The sequence below is a fragment of the Qipengyuania gelatinilytica genome, assembly GCF_019711315.1.
Classification (GTDB): Bacteria; Pseudomonadota; Alphaproteobacteria; order Sphingomonadales; family Sphingomonadaceae; genus Qipengyuania; species Qipengyuania gelatinilytica.
The window spans coordinates 905,081-922,848 of record NZ_CP081294.1 but is presented as its reverse complement, the minus strand read 5'-3'; the positions used below and the strand labels follow the sequence as shown (position 1 = coordinate 922,848).

The 17,768-nt window shown below is 63.0% G+C and carries 20 protein-coding genes and 1 tRNA gene; 10 read left to right on the top strand and 11 right to left on the bottom strand.

Annotated features, from left to right (window positions below; all coding sequences use genetic code 11):
• Positions 1-57: 57 nt before the first annotated feature.
• The 6 genes from K3136_RS04605 to K3136_RS04580 all read right to left on the bottom strand — a co-directional run bounded on the left by K3136_RS04605 (position 58) and on the right by K3136_RS04580 (position 5,023).
• Positions 58-639, bottom strand: a complete 582-nt coding sequence (locus tag K3136_RS04605; RefSeq protein ID WP_221431719.1) for a hypothetical protein — start codon at positions 637-639, stop codon at positions 58-60.
• 254 nt (positions 640-893) lie between these two features.
• Positions 894-2,063, bottom strand: a complete 1,170-nt coding sequence (locus K3136_RS04600) for a CCA tRNA nucleotidyltransferase (RefSeq protein WP_221431718.1) — start codon at positions 2,061-2,063, stop codon at positions 894-896.
• A gap of 22 nt (positions 2,064-2,085) precedes the next feature.
• Complete coding sequence (locus K3136_RS04595) at positions 2,086-2,679, bottom strand: CoA pyrophosphatase (protein ID WP_221431717.1); 594 nt, start codon at positions 2,677-2,679, stop codon at positions 2,086-2,088.
• A complete protein-coding gene (locus K3136_RS04590; protein WP_221431716.1) occupies positions 2,676-3,224 on the bottom strand; it encodes a DUF1285 domain-containing protein in 549 nt (182 codons plus the stop codon). The genes K3136_RS04595 and K3136_RS04590 overlap by 4 nt, the downstream gene beginning before the upstream one ends.
• A 36-nt stretch (positions 3,225-3,260) precedes the next feature.
• On the bottom strand, positions 3,261-3,806 hold the full coding sequence (locus K3136_RS04585; RefSeq protein ID WP_221431715.1) for a GNAT family N-acetyltransferase: 546 nt from the start codon (positions 3,804-3,806) through the stop codon (positions 3,261-3,263).
• Between the two features lie 50 nt (positions 3,807-3,856).
• Complete coding sequence (locus K3136_RS04580) at positions 3,857-5,023, bottom strand: PQQ-dependent sugar dehydrogenase (RefSeq protein ID WP_221431714.1); 1,167 nt, start codon at positions 5,021-5,023, stop codon at positions 3,857-3,859.
• Here K3136_RS04580 and K3136_RS04575 point away from each other — a divergent pair.
• The 3 genes from K3136_RS04575 (at position 5,022) to K3136_RS04565 (ending at position 8,206) form a co-directional block, all read left to right on the top strand.
• Positions 5,022-5,645 (top strand): ribonuclease HII, encoded by a 624-nt coding sequence (locus K3136_RS04575; protein WP_221431713.1) that lies wholly within the window; start codon positions 5,022-5,024, stop codon positions 5,643-5,645. The genes K3136_RS04580 and K3136_RS04575 overlap by 2 nt on opposite strands.
• 112 nt (positions 5,646-5,757) lie before the next feature.
• Positions 5,758-6,876, top strand: coding sequence for a sensor histidine kinase (locus tag K3136_RS04570; RefSeq protein WP_221431712.1), 1,119 nt, complete (start codon positions 5,758-5,760; stop codon positions 6,874-6,876).
• A gap of 175 nt (positions 6,877-7,051) precedes the next feature.
• A complete protein-coding gene (locus K3136_RS04565; RefSeq protein WP_282100025.1) occupies positions 7,052-8,206 on the top strand; it encodes a site-specific DNA-methyltransferase in 1,155 nt (384 codons plus the stop codon).
• A 119-nt stretch (positions 8,207-8,325) separates the two neighbouring features.
• Here the strand turns inward: K3136_RS04565 and K3136_RS04560 are convergent.
• A tRNA-OTHER gene (locus tag K3136_RS04560) sits at positions 8,326-8,442 on the bottom strand.
• A gap of 747 nt (positions 8,443-9,189) precedes the next feature.
• Here K3136_RS04560 and folP point away from each other — a divergent pair.
• Positions 9,190-10,302: a dihydropteroate synthase gene (gene folP, locus K3136_RS04555; RefSeq protein WP_221431711.1), complete on the top strand. Its 1,113-nt coding sequence runs from the start codon at positions 9,190-9,192 to the stop codon at positions 10,300-10,302.
• Between the two features lie 12 nt (positions 10,303-10,314).
• On the opposite strand, the gene K3136_RS04550 is transcribed toward folP, so the two are convergent.
• The 4 genes from K3136_RS04550 to K3136_RS04535 all read right to left on the bottom strand — a co-directional run bounded on the left by K3136_RS04550 (position 10,315) and on the right by K3136_RS04535 (position 13,643).
• Positions 10,315-10,830 (bottom strand): hemerythrin domain-containing protein, encoded by a 516-nt coding sequence (locus K3136_RS04550; protein ID WP_221431710.1) that lies wholly within the window; start codon positions 10,828-10,830, stop codon positions 10,315-10,317.
• Between the two features lie 54 nt (positions 10,831-10,884).
• Positions 10,885-11,664, bottom strand: coding sequence for an SDR family oxidoreductase (locus K3136_RS04545; protein ID WP_221431709.1), 780 nt, complete (start codon positions 11,662-11,664; stop codon positions 10,885-10,887).
• 157 nt (positions 11,665-11,821) lie between these two features.
• Positions 11,822-12,223 carry a hypothetical protein gene (locus tag K3136_RS04540; RefSeq protein ID WP_221431708.1) on the bottom strand — a complete coding sequence of 134 codons (402 nt, stop codon included), beginning with the start codon at positions 12,221-12,223 and terminating at the stop codon, positions 11,822-11,824.
• A gap of 4 nt (positions 12,224-12,227) precedes the next feature.
• Entirely contained in the window at positions 12,228-13,643 is a 1,416-nt protein-coding gene (locus K3136_RS04535; protein ID WP_221432214.1) for a sigma-54-dependent transcriptional regulator, read from the bottom strand.
• A 191-nt stretch (positions 13,644-13,834) separates the two neighbouring features.
• On the opposite strand from K3136_RS04535, the gene K3136_RS04530 reads away from it, so the two are divergent.
• The 6 genes from K3136_RS04530 to K3136_RS04505 all read left to right on the top strand — a co-directional run bounded on the left by K3136_RS04530 (position 13,835) and on the right by K3136_RS04505 (position 17,763).
• Positions 13,835-13,960: an aa3-type cytochrome c oxidase subunit IV gene (locus tag K3136_RS04530; RefSeq protein ID WP_221431707.1), complete on the top strand. Its 126-nt coding sequence runs from the start codon at positions 13,835-13,837 to the stop codon at positions 13,958-13,960.
• Between the two features lie 11 nt (positions 13,961-13,971).
• Positions 13,972-15,093, top strand: a complete 1,122-nt coding sequence (locus K3136_RS04525; RefSeq protein ID WP_221431706.1) for an NAD(P) transhydrogenase subunit alpha — start codon at positions 13,972-13,974, stop codon at positions 15,091-15,093.
• Between the two features lie 74 nt (positions 15,094-15,167).
• Entirely contained in the window at positions 15,168-15,473 is a 306-nt protein-coding gene (locus K3136_RS04520; RefSeq protein WP_221431705.1) for a hypothetical protein, read from the top strand.
• A 1-nt stretch (position 15,474) separates the two neighbouring features.
• Positions 15,475-15,759 carry a proton-translocating transhydrogenase family protein gene (locus K3136_RS04515; protein ID WP_221431704.1) on the top strand — a complete coding sequence of 95 codons (285 nt, stop codon included), beginning with the start codon at positions 15,475-15,477 and terminating at the stop codon, positions 15,757-15,759.
• A 143-nt stretch (positions 15,760-15,902) separates the two neighbouring features.
• The gene (locus tag K3136_RS04510) at positions 15,903-17,417 is read left to right on the top strand and encodes an NAD(P)(+) transhydrogenase (Re/Si-specific) subunit beta (RefSeq protein ID WP_221432213.1); all 1,515 of its coding nucleotides are present in this window, start codon (positions 15,903-15,905) and stop codon (positions 17,415-17,417) included.
• A 4-nt stretch (positions 17,418-17,421) separates the two neighbouring features.
• The gene (locus K3136_RS04505) at positions 17,422-17,763 is read left to right on the top strand and encodes a hypothetical protein (RefSeq protein WP_221431703.1); all 342 of its coding nucleotides are present in this window, start codon (positions 17,422-17,424) and stop codon (positions 17,761-17,763) included.
• Positions 17,764-17,768 lie beyond the last annotated feature (5 nt).

Below are 17,768 nucleotides of genomic sequence, written 5' to 3'. Positions count from 1 at the left end.
GCCGAAGCACTCCCGGTCCCTTGCGACCCTGGTTTCCCAGGGAACCGATAATCGGAATTATTCGCCGGCGTCGTCGCCAGCAGCCATTTCAGCCTGCTTCGCTCGGGCCTGTGCCGGGGTGAGGATTTCCGCACCTTCTGCAACCGGCGTCATGTTCGCTGCGAGGTCGGCGTGGTTATAGAGTACCATCAGCGCGCCTTCAGGGCTGATTGCGAAGCTGTCGCGAGCGAGGGTGACGATGCCGTCTTCGTTCTGGACGATGGCCATGCCTTCGTTGTCGACGGTGTAGATCGTGCCGAACGGGTGGCCTTCGGCGGTGACGACTGCCGCGCCTTCAACGAGGGCTGCGTCGAGCTTGGCAGCGGCTTCGGCGAGCTGCGCGTCCATCATGCCATCAAGCTGCGCCTTGGTAACGGTGATCGTCGGACCTGCTTCGCCCTGGCCGTACATTTCAACGCCCAGCGGAACCTTGTGCTTGCCAGTGTCGAGCACGGCCTGGCCGTTTTCGACCGACACGATGGTGCCGACTTCATTGCCTTCGGGGCCGGTTACGACGGCGCCTGCAGCAACCTGTTCGTTGGCGAGGGCCGGGGTGGCAGCAAGGGCAACGGCGGCAACGGCCAGCTTTGCGAACTTCATGTGACGAACTCCTAGATGTATTCAACTTATAGTTTCGCGACCCGCGGCAAGCGCGTCGCGAACGACCAAAATGGAAAGAGCGGAGACGAGAGTGGAGGTCCCGAAGTGATCCGCATGCCCCCCTCCGGGGAAAGCGGAACGCTCTATGGCAAGCGGGACGAAAAATCGCAACCGCGCTTGGGGGCCGTTATGCTGCAGTGCAGCTTAAGCAAAGCTGAAGATACTGTTTCAGCTTTGGAAACCGGACAGGAAGATCAGGGCAATTCTTCGTCCAGAAGGGCCAGAACACGGGTGCGATCGGGGAATCCCTCGTCCACCCAGCGCCGTTCCACCATCTGGAGGATTCGCGCCACCTGCGGACCCTTGCCCACTCCGCGCTCGACGATTTCGCCGCCCTTGAGGGGGAGCTGCGGCGCCTCCCAGTCTTCGAGCGCGCCGGGATCGGCGCGGGTCAGCAAGAGACGGTCGCGCGCACATTCCACGCCCTCGTAATAGGCGAGCGCCAGCGGCTGCTGGCTGTCGCTGGCGTCGCGCTCGGCCACGCAGGACAGGCGTTCACGCTGGGCGCGCGAGAGGCGCAGGCGCGCGGAGACAGCTTGCGCAAGGCTGGGCACGGGCGGGATGATCGCGGCCAGGCGGCGCATGGCATCGGGGGCAATACCGTATTCGCGTTCCTGCCGGACGAGTTCGGCCAGCTTCTCCGCCTCGCGCGTGCCGCATTCGGGCAGCACTTCCTGCATCACGCCGAGCTCGCGCATCTTGAAGACCGTCGGAGAGGGGTCGGGTAGGCCGAGCAGGTTCTGCAGTTCCCAGCCGACACGCTCGCGGCTGAGCCCCTTCAAGGTGGAGGCAAGCTCACTCGATGCGACGGTGGCCTCCTCGTCCCACGCGTCGCCGAAGCGCGTCTGGAAGCGGAAGTAGCGCAGGATCCGCAGGTGATCTTCGCGGATCCGTTCGCGCGCATCGCCAATGAAGCGCACGCGGCCGTTCTCCAAATCCTCTACGCCGCCGAAATAGTCGCTGATCTCGAGAGTTTCGGGATGGGCATAGAGTGCGTTGATCGTGAAATCGCGGCGCGATGCGTCCTCCTTCCATTCGGTGGCGAAAGAAACGGTTGCGCGGCGGCCATCGGTCGAAACGTCGCGGCGCAGCGTCGTGATCTCGACCGGGCCGTCGGGAAGGATCGCAGTCACCGTGCCGTGGTCGATACCCGTCGGCACGGTGCGGATGCCTGCTTCCTTGCAGCGGTCGATCACGTCCGCAGGCAGGAGCGAAGTCGCGATGTCGATATCGTGGATGTCCTTGCCCAGCAGCGTATCGCGAACGGCGCCGCCGACATAGCGCGCGTTGCCGGGCTCCAGCGCAGCGACAAGCTGGGCAAGGTCTGCGCGTTTCGTCCAGGATGCTTCGGGCAGTTTGGTCATCGTGGACGGCGCTTTAACGGCGTCAGTCGAACCACGCCAGACGGCGCGAGAGATTGATGCAGATTGCGGCAGTCACGCCCCAGATGCGGTAGCCTTCATGGTCCATCTCGTAATAGCGCCGCATCGCGCCTTTCCAGAACACCTCGTTCTCGTTCCACCGCTGGCGGTCCAACAGGTGGTCGAGTGGAGCCTCGAACCAGCTTTCCACCTCGCGCGGGTCGGGGCGGATCGCGAGGTCTGCGGGTACGGTGGCGAGGACGGGTGTGATGTCGAAGCCGGTGCCGGTCTGGTAGCGATCGGTTGTCCCGATCACGCGGACATGGTCGCGCTCTATGCCGAGCTCTTCCCACGCCTCGCGCAGCGCTGCCTCGACGGCATCTTCGCCCTTGTCGATCTTGCCGCCGGGAAAGGCGACCTGTCCCGGGTGGTCGCGCATGGTGCGCGGGCGCTGGGTGAGCAGGACCGTCGGATTGGCCTGTTCGGTGACTGCAATCAGCACGGCGGCATCGGCGGTGCGGTCGAGATCGGCGAAGCGGGCGTCGGACAGGAGGTCTTCGACCTCGCGTTCGTGGCCTTGCCGGAACAGCTCGGTCAGGCGTCCGAAGAGATCGCTCATTTCGGAACCAGCGAGAAAGTCTCGCCGCCGCTCGTTACCGTCCAGTCCTCGCCTTCTGCCAAAGCGATCTGCGCAAGCTGTTCGTAGGTCGAACGGTTGAGGCGGGCCTCGCAGCCGCGGCGGACGTGGAGGTAGAGTGCGGGCTGGTCGGGATCGCCTGCCGCGCGGATCGGGTTGTCGGGGCCGGCAACGACCAGTTCGTCGGTGTTGAGGCGGAACGCGAGATCGCCGTCCTTGCGGCTCACATCGGTGGCAATGAAGCAGGCGTCTTCGACCTCGATGCTGAGCTTCTGGTAGGGCACGACCAGCCAGTAGCTGCCGTCGTCCTCGCGATTGAGGAGGCCCGCAAAGGCGCGCACCATCGCGGTGCGGGTGATCGGGCTACCGTCATGCAGCCATGTCCCGTCGGCGCGGATGACCATGTGGCTGTCATCGACATTGTCGGGCGACCATTGCTCGACCGGGGGCAGGCGACGCTCCGCCACGGCTTCGGCGATTTCGGCCAGCGACATGCCGGCAAGCTCAGGGGGAGGGGTGTAGACCATCGTTGCGCAAACCGATGGCAGAGCCAAAGCCCTCGTTCAATCCTTGGCGGCTTGTGATGTCTCGCTGGTCCACGGGCCCAGCATGCCTTCGGGCGGCAGGATCGCGGGATTGCCGGTTCGGAGCAGCAGCCGCTCGCGTTCGAACGGGCCGGGGCAGTGCCAGCTGCCTGTATGCTCGGCAGTGAAGCCCCACTGCCCGTAATATTCGGGATCGCCGATAAGGATCTGCGGAAAGGGCGGTGCGCCCTCGTCGAAGGCGGCATCGATCGCGCCGAGGCTGGCGGCCATCAGCGCCTTTCCGAAACCTTCGCCCTGCCTGCCGGGCATGACCGCGACCGGTCCGACCATAATCAGCGGATGCGGGCGGCCCTGCGGGTCGGTCAGAGCGACGGGCCAAAGCTGGATCGAGCCGACGAGATATTCCTCTTCGTCGAGCGCGGCAAAGCTCAGCGCATCGAGCCACGCGGTCCCTTCACGGATGCGATAGGCCGTACGCGCATGCCGGTTTTCGCCGAACGCGGCGTCGAGCAATTGCTCGATCATGTCGGCATCGATTGCGGAAAGGGGGACGAGAGTCGCCATGGGCCGCGCCGATTAGTGGCGCGGCCTGCGGCTGTCGAACATTTTCACGTTCAACCGGGGCGAAGTTCGAGCAAGCGCCCGCCTTCACCGTCTTCGAGAACCCAAAGCGCGCCGTCGGGACCTTCGATCACCGAGCGGATGCGGTTATCCATCGAATAGCGTCCGACCTCGGTCGCATTCTCGCCATCGAAGCTAATGCGGACCAGTTCCTTGGGCTTGAGGGCGGAGATGATCGCATCGCCCTTCCAGCCTTCGAGCAGGTCGCCCGAATAGAAGATCATGTTGCCCGGCGCGATAACCGGGGTCCAGGCGATGGCGGGCTTGGTGAAGCCGTCATCGGCCGTGTGGTCGGGGATCGGCGTGCCGTTGTAATTGTCGCCATAGGACCGCGCGGGCCAGCCGTAATTGGCGCCGCGCGTGACGAGGTTGAGTTCGTCACCGCCTGCCGGACCGTGCTCGACTTCCCACAGGCGTCCTTCGCTGTCGAAATCCAGGCCGAGAATGTTGCGATGGCCCCACGACCAGATCTCGTCGCCATAGGGATTGCCGGCCGCCGCCGTGCCGTCGAGATTGAGGCGGACGATCGTGCCCAGCGTGTTCGAGCGGTCCTGTGCCGGGTCCTGCTTTTGCCGGTCGCCGCTGGCGACGAACATGTACTGTTCGTCCGGGCTGAAGGCGATCCGGTGCGAATAGTGGCCGCGGCCCGTGACCTTGGGCGCCTGGCGCCAGATCACTTCCATGCCCTCGATGCTGCATTCGTCGGCCTGTTCGCAGACCAGTTCGCCGCGCCCGACCACGGCGCCGCGCGTGTCGCCTTCACCGGCTTCGGCCCAGCTGAGATAGATGGTGCGGTTCGACGGATCGGAATCCGCCTCGCTCGGCAGGAAGGCGACTTCGCCAAGCCCGCCCTGTCCGCCGTAGTCGACCGTCGGCACGCCGGTAATCGTGCCGAGCCGCCCACTGGCGGTGTCGAGGAACTTCATCGTCCCCGGCTTCTCTGTGATGACCAGCATGTCGGTGCCGGGAATGAAGGCCGAGGCCCAGGGCTGGTTGAAGGTTCCGCGCTCGGTAATCTCGAATGCCGTCTCGGTCGGCTCGACCGGGGCAGGGGTCGAAGCGGCGTCGCCCGTGTCGCTGCCGGTGGAATACCCGCTGCCACAGCTTGCGAGCAGCACGATCGGCGATAGGGTCAAGCTAAGGATCGATAGGCGCTTCATGTTTTCTTCTACTCCCGAAAATGGTCTTGGCGACGCACCCCTTGTCATCGGGGTCGATGAGGCAGGGCGCGGACCGCTGGCCGGTCCCGTGGTGGCTGCCGCAGTGGTGCTGTGCAAGCCGTGCCCGGGCGGCCTCGACGATTCCAAAAAGCTCTCTGCCGCGAAGCGTTCCAAAATCGAGCCTCAAATCCAGCGTCGCTGCGCATGGGGGCTGGCGGTGGTGGAGCCCGAAGAGATCGACCGGCTCAATATCTTCGGTGCGACCATGCTCGCGATGACCGTCGCCACGCAGCGCTGTGTCGAGGCATTGGGCACCGAGCCGCAAGAGGTCCTGATCGACGGCAACATGACCCCGCACGGACGGCGCGAGGAATGGCGCTGGCCCGCCCGCGCGATTGTGGGCGGCGACGGCAAGGAAGCCTGCATTTCGGCTGCCTCCATCCTCGCCAAGGAATACCGCGACCGCATCATGGTCGAAGCTGCCAAGGCGCACCCGCAATACGGCTGGGAAAGCAACAAGGGTTATGGCTCCAAGGGCCACATGGAAGCACTGCGCATCCACGGCCCGACCCCGCTCCACCGCCGCAGCTTTGCGCCGGTCAGCCAGATGTTACTGATCTAATTGCACTTCTTTGAACCCGGCTTCGGGGCGAACTTGTAGAATCGGGATAGATCCCCTATGAAGCCCCCTTCGGGACGGCGCACAGTTGTTCGACGTATGGGGGGCGAATTCGGTGCCGGGACGAGACTACAAAAAACACGACGGCCCGCTGCCATTCGACGGCGACAACCTGTTCGAGTTCATCCTCGAGTACGACCCCAACCTCGTGTTCGTGAAGGACGAGGAAAGCCGGCTTGTATACGCCAATCGCGCCTTTCGCGAGATCTATTCCCCGCAAGTCCGCGATACCATTATCGGATCCACCACTGTCGAGAAGTTCACCGAGGAAGAGGCAAAGCTCTTTCTCGAGGAAGACCGGCGCGCGATGGAGCAGGGGCATACCGAAATCGTCGAGGACATCCTCGACTGGAAGGGCGAAAAAAGAACGCTCCTCACGCGCAAGTTCGCTATTCAAAAGCCCGGTGGCGACAAGCTGCTGGTCGCGATAGCCACCGATATTTCGACGCTTTCTTCGCGCGAGAAGCGGTTGGTGCGGCTCAATGCGCAGCTGAAGGTCTATTCGCATTCCATCGCGCATGATCTGAAAAACCCGATGGCAAGCCTGATGGCGGGCCTCAACATTATCAAACGCGACAAGCAAAACACGCTGAGCGAACGGTCGACAGCAGTCCTGGGCTCTATCATGGACAGCACGATGGGGCTGAGCGGATATATCAGCTCCATGTTAAAGGCGGCCGCTGCGGAAGCGCGCGAGCTCGACTTTGCCAAGCATGACATCAACCTGTTGATGGAAGAAGTACGCTTCAACCTTTCGGCCGCGATCGAGGCGGCGGACCTGACGCTCAACATCGCCCGGATGCCGGTTTCGGTGGTCGAGCCAAACCTGCTGCGCCAGCTGTTCCAGAACCTTATCGAAAACGCGATCAAGCATGCCGGTGTCGAGAAGATCCGTGTCACCATCCATTACGAAGATGACGGCGAGAATCACATCTTCTTCGTTACCGACAACGGCAAAGGCATTCCCGATGGTCGCAAGGAACAGATATTTAATCAGTTTTTCCGCGAAGGTCAGGCGGACGGCCTTGGCCTCGGGCTGACGGTTTGCCAGCGTATCGCCCATTTGCACGACGGTTTTCTGGAAGTGCGCGATACGTCGAGCGGCGGTGCATGCTTCGTGCTGCACATCCCGAAAAACCTTTCCAGCCGGGGTTTGTCGCAAGCGAGTCTTTAAAGCCACACCCCAGTATCTGGAGTCTGCGCGACGCATGCGGACTCAACATCTGGTGGGGGACTCGTTTCGTTCTCCTATGGTTAACACCATCTTTAGAACTGCGCGCTAAACAACTGTCTTGACTGGGAGTCCCTTTGGACTCACCCTGTGGATAACTACGGACAGGGGAATACAAATGGCGGTCCTGGAGACCACGAAGACGCGCGCCAAACCGGCTGCGAAGGCGAAACCGAAGCAGATGCCGAAGCAGGTGTCTCTGGAACTGCCCCTCGGGCAGATCCTCGATGGCGACTGCGTGGAAGCCATGCGTTCGATCCCCAGCGGCAGCATCGACCTCGTCTTCGCCGATCCGCCCTATAACCTCCAGCTCGGCGGCGATCTCAACCGGCCCGACGGCAGCCATGTCGATGCCGTGACCGATCACTGGGACCAGTTCGACAGCTTCAAGATCTATGACGATTTCACCCGCGACTGGCTGACCGAGGCCAAGCGCATCCTCAAGCCCGACGGCGCGCTGTGGGTGATCGGCAGCTATCACAACATCTACCGCGTCGGCGCGATCCTGCAGGACCTGGGCTTCTGGATCCTCAACGACATCGTGTGGCGCAAGTCGAACCCGATGCCCAACTTCCGCGGCACCCGCTTCACCAATGCGCATGAAACGCTGCTGTGGTGTTCGCAGGGTGAGAAGGCGAAGTACCACTTCAACTACCGCGCGATGAAGACGCTCAACGACGAGCTCCAGATGCGCAGCGACTGGGTCCTGCCGATCTGCAACGGCGCGGAACGGCTGAAAGAGGGCGGGACCAAGGTCCACCCGACGCAGAAGCCCGAAAGCCTGCTCTACCGCGTGCTGCTCTCCACCACGGAGAAGGGCGACGTCGTGCTCGATCCCTTTTTCGGCACCGGCACCACCGGCGCGGTGGCCAAGCGCTTGGGCCGCGAATGGATCGGCTGCGAGCGCGAAGGCGTTTATCGCAACGCCGCGCTGAAGCGGATCGAGAAGGAACTCCCGCTCGACGAAAGCGCGCTCACCACCATGCAGGCGGGCCGCAGCGCCCCCAAGGTGGCCTTCGGCGCACTGGTCGAAGGCGGCTTCATCAAGCCGGGCACGCAGGTCTTCGACAAGAAACGCCGCTGGATGGCGACGGTGCGCGCGGACGGCTCGCTCGCTTATGAGAAGCAGACCGGCTCGATCCACGGCCTCGGCAAGGAACTACAGGGCGCGCCCAGCTGCAACGGCTGGACCTTCTGGCACTACGAGGTCGAAGGCGAAGCAAAGCCGATCGACGCCGCGCGGCAGCTGTATCTGCTAGCGGTCGAGGATTGAGGGGCTTCCAAGTACGCGAGCAGTCACGCCCTGCGTCAGCTCTTCGGAGGTCGAACAAGGGCTACGGCTGTCCGACTTTGGGTGGGAAGCGGACCTGCGGCAATTTCGTCAAGCGAGAAACGAGACGACGGGATTCGAACCCGCGCCGGTCAACTTTGAAGGAATTCCGGGAGTGCTCCTTTGAGGCAATTAACCTCTCAGGCGGCACCCGCAATAAGCCGCTCTGCCACGTCTCTATGCTAGCACAAATGCCACGATCAGCATTTGTCACTTCTGCGCCGTTATGGGTGGCAAGCGGTCATTGCGCGCCGCAGCCGTAGATGACAGAAGTTCAGCGATGAAAATTGTCTTGCTAGCGTTAACTTTCTCACTTTTAGCTAGTTGCTCTCCGGCCAAGGAAACTTACGCTGAAAGCTGCTCCAAGCCGCTCGATCACTGGCGGACCGAACGAGACGGACTAGTACATTTATCCCCGGTCCTCGCGTTTTCCGTGGAGCAAGATGGACTGTTGAGGGAACGGGTTGGATCGTCGGAGCGCGTGATCTCAGATTCCGACCTTGCAGAGATTGCAAGTGAGGCGTCGTCCCTCAACCCAATTCCTCAACTCGTTCTCGAGGTTGAACCGAACGCACCATGCGATCGAGTGGAGGCAGTACGTACAATCATGAACAGGTCAGACATCTGCCGAGATGAGACTTCCCTTTGCAGCGAAGGAAGCAACTGGGAAAACTGGACAGAAACCGACGAACTTTAGCGCCCGCAATCGGGTCGTTAGCGGAATGACTGCTTTTCGCGCGAGATAGGTCGGAAGCTGACTCTACCTACGTCAACTTGGCCGCGTTGGGCGGTACGCAAGAGTCCCTGCATCCTCCGTTTTCCGATCGTGCACGGAAGGCCGGCTGCTGCGAGCATTTGTGAATTTAACGCCAGGACCGTGTTCCATGTGTTCCATCCTGTCGGCAATGCGCTAGGGCAGTCCAACCATGACTGATCGCGTCTATATCCGCCCTATCGGCCTCGTGCCTGGTCCGCAATCCGAACACGGCAATGCCATCCGGCTCGCCGGCGGCATGGTCTATGCCAGCCGCTTTGCCGTGATCCTGCGCCGGGAGGGCCAGGTCGCCGAACGCTGGCTCGCAGCGCCCGATACCATCGCCGAGGCGATGGGGCATCTGCCCGATACCGTGGCGGCCGATGCGGAGCAGCAGTGGTCGAACCTTACCATCGCGCATCCGCCGCTGGAGATGGGCGCGCGCACTGTCCGGCTCGACCAGCCGCAGGTGATGGGCATCCTCAACGTCACGCCCGACAGCTTCTCCGACGGCGGCGAGTTCATGGACAAGCCCGAGGTGCAGCGCGAACAGGCTGCCGGCATGGTGGAGGCAGGCGCCTCGATCATCGATATCGGCGGTGAAAGCACGCGCCCGGGTGCAAAGCCTGTCTGGGAAGGCGACGAGATCGAGCGGGTCGTACCCGCAGTTGAAATGTGTGCGGCCATGGGAGCTGCGGTCAGCATCGACACGCGCAAGGCGGCGGTGATGGAGGCCGCACTCGATGCGGGCGCTACGCTCGTCAACGACGTGTCGGGCCTGACGCATGATCCGCGCAGCCCCGAAGTGGTCGCTGCGCGCGGATGCCCCGTGGTGCTGATGCATGCGCCGGGCGCGGGCGACGATCTTCACGAGGGCGGCGACTATTCCAATGTCGTGTTCGATGTCTTCGACGAACTTCGCAACCGCCGCGACCAGGCGCTGGAGGCCGGGATCGACGCCAGCCGTATCCTGCTCGATCCGGGCATCGGTTTCGGCAAGAGCCTTGCCGACAATCTCGCGCTGGTGAACGCGCTGCCGCTGTTCCACGCGCTCGGCCACCCGCTGCTGCTCGGTATGAGCCGCAAGCGGATGATCGGTGCGCTGAGCAAGGAGGAAGGCGCGGACCAGCGCCTCGGTGGCAGCATTGCGCTGGCCATGCGGGCGATGGATGCGGGCGTGCAGCTAGTGCGCGTCCACGATGTCCGCGAAACCGTGCAGGCCCGCAATGTCTGGCGGGGCCTGCGTGATGCGGCTCTCACCGATTTCGCGGACCTGCCCGGCTGACGAAAGCGCCGTTCAGGCGGTTTCGTTTTCCTTGATATAGGTCTCGGGATCCTTGTCCTCGCGCTCGTAATGGCCCGCGTGGGCGGATTCGAAGGCGAGATATTTGATCCCCAGCGCGATGCGCTCCTCCAGCGGAACGCGGCGGCGGAAATCGCTGAGGCCCTGGCGCTCTTCCTCGCTCATGTGCTTGGAATTCTGCAGGTTCGCTTCGTCGACGCATTTCCACCACGCGTCCGAACCCACTTCTTCGCGGCCCGCCGCTTCGGCGGCATGGGCGATCTTGTTGTGATCGTCGATCGCATCGTCGGTCGTCTCTTCGGCGCTGTCGCTGTCCAGCGCGCCCGACCCGCACTGGAGCAGGCGAGGGTAGAAATAGAGTTCTTCCGCTTCGGCATGCGCTTCGAGAAAGTTGCGCAGCCGGTTGAAGATGCGGCCGAGCGATTCCGTGTCGTCACGCGCCATATCGAGCGCGGCGAACATGCGGCGCTGGCGGTCGTGATCGGCGAGGATACAGTCTACGATGTCCATGGATACTCCTGTGCAATTTGCACATAAACGGCGACAGGTCCGAGGCGTTCCTTGCTATCCCGGCGAGGCCGCGCTCCCGGCCAGCAAGCCGCCATCCAGTGTCAGCTCGGCGCCGGTCATGTAGCCGCTCTCCGGCGAGGCGAGGTAGACGCACAGCGCCGCGACCTCCTCCACCGTGCCGAACCGCTTCAGGGGCGTATCCGCGACCAGCGCGGCCATCCTGGCATCGCGGTCGGGCCCGTCACCCAGCATAGGCTCCCAGATGTCGGTCAGGATCGCGGCCGGATGGATCGAGTTGCAGCGGATCGCCCAGCCGTTCTGCGCGGCATAGAGCGCAACCGACTTCGAATGGTTGCGCATTGCCGCCTTGCTCGCCGCATAGGCTGCAGCCCCCGGAATGCCGACCAGGCCGGAACGGCTGGACATGTTGATGATCGAACCTGTCCCCTTCGCCTTCATTGCGCGCAGGGCGTAGCGGCAGCCAAGGAAGCACCCGTCTGTGTTGACTGCATGGACACGGTGCCATTCCTCGAGGCTCGCATTCTCGGGATCGTGGGGTGCAGGCCCGTCCTCGAAGCCGGTGATGCCGGCGTTGTTCACCAGCACGTCGATCGCGGGATAGGCCGAGGCGAGGGCATCCCAGTCGGCTTCGCTCGCCACGTCGAGCTGGTGGAAAGTGCAGCCGAGTTCTGCGGCGGCCTTCTTGCCCTCGTCCTCGTCGATGTCGGTCAGCACGACCTGGGCACCTTCATCGATGAAGGCCGCGCAAACGGCCTTGCCGATGCCGCGCGCACCGCCGGTTACCACGCAGAGCGTGTGTTTGAGTTTTTGCATGAGAAGTCTTTCGGAAAAATCAGGTGAGGCAGATCGGAGCGCATAACTCCGCTTGTCTAGCATATCCGCCGCAGCGGTGGCCTTAGTTCACCTGAGGTACTCCCGATTGAGAGGGTGGGCGTAGTTCGGCCCCGCCAGTTTGTCCAGCGAGGCGGGATCAGTAGCTGCTGTCACCCCACCCATCGGCGGCCATCTGCTCGCGGCGTAGCTCCTCGCGAAACTGCGCATATTCGCCGCCAGCGAGCGCGGTTTCCTTGCGCATCTCGCGATAACGGGCGTTGAGCACAGCCACATCGCGGCTCGACAGGGTCACAGGCCCGCTGTTGCTTGGAAACTGCATCGCCGCGCCCGATCCGTTCGAACCTTCGTAGTGGCCGGATTGCACGAACGACGATAGGGCGCGAGCCATGGTCCTGTCCGTCAGCGGTGCGGCTAGCCTCGGCGCAGTGTGGTTTTCGACAACCTCGGTCGGGAAATCGGGGCGGAACAGGAGGTTGCTCAGGCCCATGATCAGGAACAGGATCATGATTCCGCCAAAAGCCTTCTTGATCGCTGCCATTGACTCAGGCTGCGTTGTCGATGCCGAGATCGGACAGCTTGCGATAGAGCGTCGAGCGCCCGATGCCGAGGCGGCGGGCGACTTCGGTCATCTTGCCCTGGTAATGCCCGATGGCGAGGCGGATGATGTCGGCCTCGATCTCTTCGAGCGGGCGCAAATTGCCGTCATTCTGGTAGAGCAGAACGCCAAGCCCGCGCGCCCGGCTTTCGCCGCGATCGGCATCGCCGAGCAGTTCCGACAAGTGCGGGAAGCTGTGCGCGGTCAGCGCCTCGCGTTGTTCGTGGACGCAGGCGCGGAAGAGCACGGTCTGCAGCTGGCGGACATTGCCCGGCCAGTCGAAGGCTTCGAGCAGCGACAGGCCGCTGTCGGCAATCGAGTGATGCGAGAACCCTTCGAGCTCGCCGATCTTAGACAGGAAATAGCGGGTCAGGGCAGGGATGTCGCCGGCCCGTTCGCGCAGCGGCGGCAGGATGATGCGCGTTTCGGAAATCTGCTCGTAGAGAGCCTTGGAAAACCGGCCTTCCTCGACCTCGTTTGCGAGCGGCATGTCGCTGGCTGCAAGAACGCGAATGTCGATCTTGAAGCCGTGTGCTGCGCCGGTCGGGCGCACGATGCCGGTCTCGAGGATGTCGGCCAGCCGGTCCTGGATGACAGGATCGACCTGGTCGATCTCGTCGAGCAGGATGGTCCCGCCGTCGCATTGCTGGAAATAGCCTTCCTGCCGGTTGAAGGCACCGGCAAAGGCACCTTTCTCGTGGCCGAAGAGCAGCGATTCCAGCGTCTGCACGGCCACGCCTGCGCAGTTCACCAGCTGCACCGGCGCCTTCGAGCGCGTGGACGCGTGCTGGATCGCCCGCAGCAGCATTTCCTTGCCGGTGCCGCTTTCGCCTTCGACCAGCACGTGGCCATGCCCGCGCGCGGCGGTCGCGGCCTTCGCTAGCGCGGTGCGGAAATGGGTATCGGTGCCGACCATGGCATCGAATTCGAGGACCGACGGCAGTTTTTCGGCTAAAGGCTGGAGCTCGTCGCGTGGCGTCTGCACGCGCGAAGCGGTGCGCAGCGCGCTGAGCAGCCGTTCGGGTGCGACCGGCTTGATGAGGTAATCGAGCGCTCCGGCGCGCATCGCTTCCACTGCAAGCAGCGGCGATGTGCTGGCCGTGAGCATGAGGACGGCGATTTCCGCGCGTTCCGCCTTGATGCCGCGAATGAAGTCGCAGGCCGCATCGCCCGCCACGCGCTGGTCGAGCAGGACGGCGTCGATTTCATGGCCTTCGGGGCCAGCAAGCGCCTCGAGCGCGGCCTCGCAGCTTTCCACCGTCAGCGAGCGCCATCCCTCGCGCGCAGCCAGCGTCGAAACGATCCGGCTTTGCGCCGGTTCGTCGTCGATCAGCAGCAGGACACGAGTTTCTTCGGTCGCCATCATCGTTCTCGCCCTAGGCCGCGCTGCGAAATGCATGCGGTTCTTCGGCACCGGTGTAGCGAAAAGGGGTAAAGGGCGGATTAAGGCTGTCACCGCGTCTTGTCGGGCATCGCAAAGGCGCCGCACTTGTCGCCAAGCGAAGTGCGCGATAAACCCTGCCGCAACTACACGAACAAAGAGGGTTAGATCCGATGGAATCCGCAAACGACAAGAAAGCGCACGAGAAAACCTACGCTTCCTTCATCGACATGCTTAAGTGGGCGGTGCCCCTGCTGGCGATCATCACGGCCGTAGTCGTCGTCCTGATTTCGAACTGAGCGGCCCGCGCATGCGGATCGCGGTGCTCAAGGAGCGCGCCCCCGGGGAAACCCGGGTCGCGCTGACACCTGAAACGGCGAAGAAATTCGCCGCATTGGGTGCCACGGTCGCAGTCGAGGAAGGCGCGGGGCTGAAGGCCTCGATTCCCGACGAAGCCTATAAGGAGGCCGGTGCCGAAGTCGTCACCGGTCCCAAGGCCGTAGAAGGCGCCGATATCGTCCTCGGCGTACAGGCGCCCGACGTCATGACGCTGGCCGGTGCGAAACCGGGCGCATGGGTCGCGGCCACGTTCGATCCTTTCCGCAACAGCGATCTGATTGAAGCCTATGCCAAAGGCGGCTTCGAGGCATTGAGCATGGAATTCATGCCGCGCATCACGCGTGCGCAGAGCATGGACGTGCTTTCCAGCCAGTCGAACCTCGCGGGTTACAAGGCCGTGATCTCCAGCGCGAACGAATATGGACGCGCTTTCCCGATGATGATGACCGCTGCCGGCACCGTGCAGGCGGCCAAGTGCTTTGTCATGGGTGTGGGCGTTGCAGGTTTGCAGGCCATTGCGACGGCCAAGCGCCTTGGTGCGCAGGTGAGCGCGACCGACGTACGCTCGGCCACGAAAGAGCAGATCATGTCGCTCGGCGCGAAGCCCGTCTTCGTCGAAAGTGTCGAGGGTATCGAAGGCGAAGGTTCGGGCGGCTATGCCACCGAAATGAGCGAGGAATACCAGAAGGCGCAGGCCGAGCTGGTGAGCTCGCACATTGCCAAACAGGACATCGTCATCACCACCGCGCTGATCCCCGGTCGGCCCGCACCGCGCCTGATCTCGGACGCGCAAATCGCTACGATGAAGCCGGGCAGTGTAATCTTCGACCTCGCGGTCGCGCATGGCGGCAATGTCGAGGGCTCGAAGCCGGATGAAACCGTCGTGAAGCACGGCGTGAAGATCATCGGCTTTTCGAACACTTCGGCCCACCTCGCAGCCGACGCCTCGGCGCTGTTCGCACGCAATCTCTACAATTTCCTCTCCGCCTTCTGGGACCAGGAAGCGAAGCGGCCTGTGCTCGACGAAGAAATCGGCAACGCCGTGCGCCTGACGCAGGGCGGCAAGGTCGTGAACGAGAGGTTGGCGGGTTGAGGGGCGTCGTAGTCGTCGCAGCCGGTTTGGCCCTGTCGGCCAACACTCCCGCTCCCGAAGGAGCGCCTCATCCGATGACCGGCGAGTGGACAGTCGACTTGCGCCTTTCGCTTGACGATCCCGGCTATTCGCAACCGATGACGCTCGACATTGCAGAAGACAATTCGGTCGCCGGGACCTTCTATGGTGCGCAAATCGAGGACGGGCGCTTCGGAGCGGCACAGGGGCGCGAATGCGTCGCCTTCAGGACCAGCGATGGGTCGGGTGTTTACCAGCACTCCGCCTGCCTCCTCGGGGCAGTGCTTGTCGGCCAGAGCTGGTCCGAAGGGCGCGGGTTCGTACTGCCATGGACTGCCACCAAGACCGCAACTGGGGAATAAGATGGATTTCATTTCGATCCTGTCGATCTTCGTGCTGGCGTGCTTCGTCGGCTATTACGTGGTCTGGTCGGTCACGCCCGCGCTGCACACGCCGCTGATGGCGGTGACCAATGCGATTTCTTCCGTGATCATTGTCGGTGCGCTGATTGCGGCGGCGGCGGCTGATGTGCCTGCGGCGAAGTGGCTGGGGCTGCTCGGCATCGTGCTCGCATCCGTGAACATCTTCGGCGGCTTCGCGGTGACGGCGCGGATGCTGGCGATGTACAAGAAGAAGGAGAAGAAGTGATGTTCTCCTTCAAGGCAATTATTCCCGTTTTTATTGCAAGCACTCTATGGGCTGTTCCTGCGCGAGCTGTTCAGTGTGTCGAGGGCGAAATGACGCCCGCTGAATGCGATGCAATGATCGCGGAATGGGAGCGGACCATGGGAATGCCCGAGGTGCAAAGTGCATCCCAGGCAGCGGTCGAACACGCACCGGTGAACCCGTGGGTGGCGCTTGCCTATCTCGTGTCGGGCGTGTTCTTCATCCTCGCGCTGCGCGGCCTGTCCTCCCCCGCGACGAGCCGGACGGGCAACCGCTTCGGCATGATCGGGATGCTGATCGCGGTGGTGACGACGCTGGTGACGCATGTGCCGACCTCGGACCTGAGCAACTATCAGGTAGTCAGCGTTTTCGGGTTGGGCGAAATTTTGATCGCCATAGCCATCGGTGCGATCATCGGCATTACCATCGCCCGCCGCATCGCCATGACCGCGATGCCCGAGCTGGTCGCGGCCTTTCATTCGCTGGTAGGCTTGGCCGCAGTATTGGTGGGCTGGGCTGCTTATCTCAATCCGGGCGCGTTCGGCATTGCTGTACCTCCACCTGAATTTGGCTTCGGCTCACTACCAGTCATTGAGCCGGTAAGCCGGATCGAGATGGGTCTCGGAATCGCCATCGGTGCGATCACCTTCTCTGGCTCGGTCATCGCCTTCCTCAAGCTCTCTGGCCGTATGAAGGGTTCGCCGATCCTCCTGCCAGGGCGCCACTTCATCAATCTTGGCACACTGGTTGCGATCATCGTGCTGACCGCGCTTTTCGCCATGGCTGCGCCGGGCGACACCATGCCGCTGATCGTCGCGCTGACGGTGCTCGCCTTCGCCATCGGCTTCCTGCTCATCATCCCCATCGGCGGGGCGGATATGCCGGTCGTCGTGTCGATGCTGAACTCCTATTCGGGCTGGGCGGCAGCGGCGATGGGCTTCACGCTTGGCAATACGGCAATGATCATCACCGGCGCGCTGGTCGGCTCTTCGGGTGCGATCCTCAGCTACATCATGTGCCGCGCGATGAATCGCAGTTTCATTAGCGTGATCGCGGGCGGCTTCGGTGCGGACGATAGCGGCGCGGGCGGGGGCGAGGCGAAGGAGCAGCGCCCTTACAAACAGGGCAGCGCGGCCGATGCGGCCTTCATGCTCGAACAGGCGGAAAAGGTCATCATCATCCCGGGCTACGGTATGGCGGTGGCGCAGGCGCAGCACGCGCTGCGTGAAATGGCCGACCTGCTCGAGGAAAAGGGCGTGGAAGTGAAGTATGCCATCCACCCCGTGGCGGGCCGCATGCCGGGGCACATGAACGTCCTGCTTGCCGAGGCTAGCGTGCCTTACGAGAACGTGTTCGAACTGGAAGACATCAACAGCGAATTTGCCCAGGCCGATGTCGCCTTCATCATCGGCGCGAACGACGTCGTGAACCCGGCGGCCAAGACCGACAAGTCATCGCCCATTTACGGCATGCCCGTGTTCGACGTGGACAAGGCAAAGCAGGTCTTTTTCATCAAGCGAAGCATGGGCGGTGTCGGCTATGCCGGCGTCGACAACGATGTCTTCTACATGGACCAGACCATGATGCTGCTGTCCGACGCGAAGAAGATGGTCGAGGAAATCGTGAAGGCTCTCGACTGATCCCATGCGCAAGGTTCTGATCATTGTCGTCGTGCTGGCGCTCGTAGGCATCGGGCTGTGGGGCTATTTCGGCGGGTTCGAACGGGTCACCGCAAGCCGGATCGAGGCCGCGCTGGTCGGACGCGGTGTCCTACAGCCGGTCGCCGCCTGCATGGGCACGCGCCTTTCCGAACGCCTGACGATCGGCCAGTTGCGCGAGCTTGAGCGCATGCGCGTGCGTGAGAAGGACGCGGGCCTGCCCACCAGCACCGTCGAATTCCTCGAACGCCTCCGCACGGTCGAGGATGCGGAGATCATCGAAGTGGTCGGTTCCTCGGCTGCGATCTGCGCTTTCTCCGCGCGCTAACCCCC

Excerpts from the sequence above, each read along its gene's own strand:
- K3136_RS04535 (WP_221432214.1), bottom strand. The coding sequence starts at position 13,643 with ATGGCGACCGAAGAAACTCGTGTCCTGCTGCTGATCGACGACGAACCG.
- K3136_RS04505 (WP_221431703.1), top strand. The coding sequence starts at position 17,422 with ATGCGCAAGGTTCTGATCATTGTCGTCGTGCTGGCGCTCGTAGGCATC.
- K3136_RS04540 (WP_221431708.1), bottom strand. The coding sequence starts at position 12,223 with ATGGCAGCGATCAAGAAGGCTTTTGGCGGAATCATGATCCTGTTCCTG.
- K3136_RS04530 (WP_221431707.1), top strand. The coding sequence starts at position 13,835 with ATGGAATCCGCAAACGACAAGAAAGCGCACGAGAAAACCTACGCTTCC.
- K3136_RS04525 (WP_221431706.1), top strand. The coding sequence starts at position 13,972 with ATGCGGATCGCGGTGCTCAAGGAGCGCGCCCCCGGGGAAACCCGGGTC.
- K3136_RS04585 (WP_221431715.1), bottom strand. The coding sequence starts at position 3,806 with ATGGCGACTCTCGTCCCCCTTTCCGCAATCGATGCCGACATGATCGAG.
- K3136_RS04595 (WP_221431717.1), bottom strand. The coding sequence starts at position 2,679 with ATGAGCGATCTCTTCGGACGCCTGACCGAGCTGTTCCGGCAAGGCCAC.
- folP (WP_221431711.1), top strand. The coding sequence starts at position 9,190 with ATGACTGATCGCGTCTATATCCGCCCTATCGGCCTCGTGCCTGGTCCG.
- K3136_RS04515 (WP_221431704.1), top strand. The coding sequence starts at position 15,475 with ATGGATTTCATTTCGATCCTGTCGATCTTCGTGCTGGCGTGCTTCGTC.
- K3136_RS04520 (WP_221431705.1), top strand. The coding sequence starts at position 15,168 with ATGACCGGCGAGTGGACAGTCGACTTGCGCCTTTCGCTTGACGATCCC.
- K3136_RS04510 (WP_221432213.1), top strand. The coding sequence starts at position 15,903 with ATGCCCGAGGTGCAAAGTGCATCCCAGGCAGCGGTCGAACACGCACCG.
- K3136_RS04550 (WP_221431710.1), bottom strand. The coding sequence starts at position 10,830 with ATGGACATCGTAGACTGTATCCTCGCCGATCACGACCGCCAGCGCCGC.
- K3136_RS04605 (WP_221431719.1), bottom strand. The coding sequence starts at position 639 with ATGAAGTTCGCAAAGCTGGCCGTTGCCGCCGTTGCCCTTGCTGCCACC.
- K3136_RS04590 (WP_221431716.1), bottom strand. The coding sequence starts at position 3,224 with ATGGTCTACACCCCTCCCCCTGAGCTTGCCGGCATGTCGCTGGCCGAA.
- K3136_RS04580 (WP_221431714.1), bottom strand. The coding sequence starts at position 5,023 with ATGAAGCGCCTATCGATCCTTAGCTTGACCCTATCGCCGATCGTGCTG.
- K3136_RS04600 (WP_221431718.1), bottom strand. The coding sequence starts at position 2,063 with ATGACCAAACTGCCCGAAGCATCCTGGACGAAACGCGCAGACCTTGCC.
- K3136_RS04565 (WP_282100025.1), top strand. The coding sequence starts at position 7,052 with ATGGCGGTCCTGGAGACCACGAAGACGCGCGCCAAACCGGCTGCGAAG.
- K3136_RS04545 (WP_221431709.1), bottom strand. The coding sequence starts at position 11,664 with ATGCAAAAACTCAAACACACGCTCTGCGTGGTAACCGGCGGTGCGCGC.
- K3136_RS04575 (WP_221431713.1), top strand. The coding sequence starts at position 5,022 with ATGTTTTCTTCTACTCCCGAAAATGGTCTTGGCGACGCACCCCTTGTC.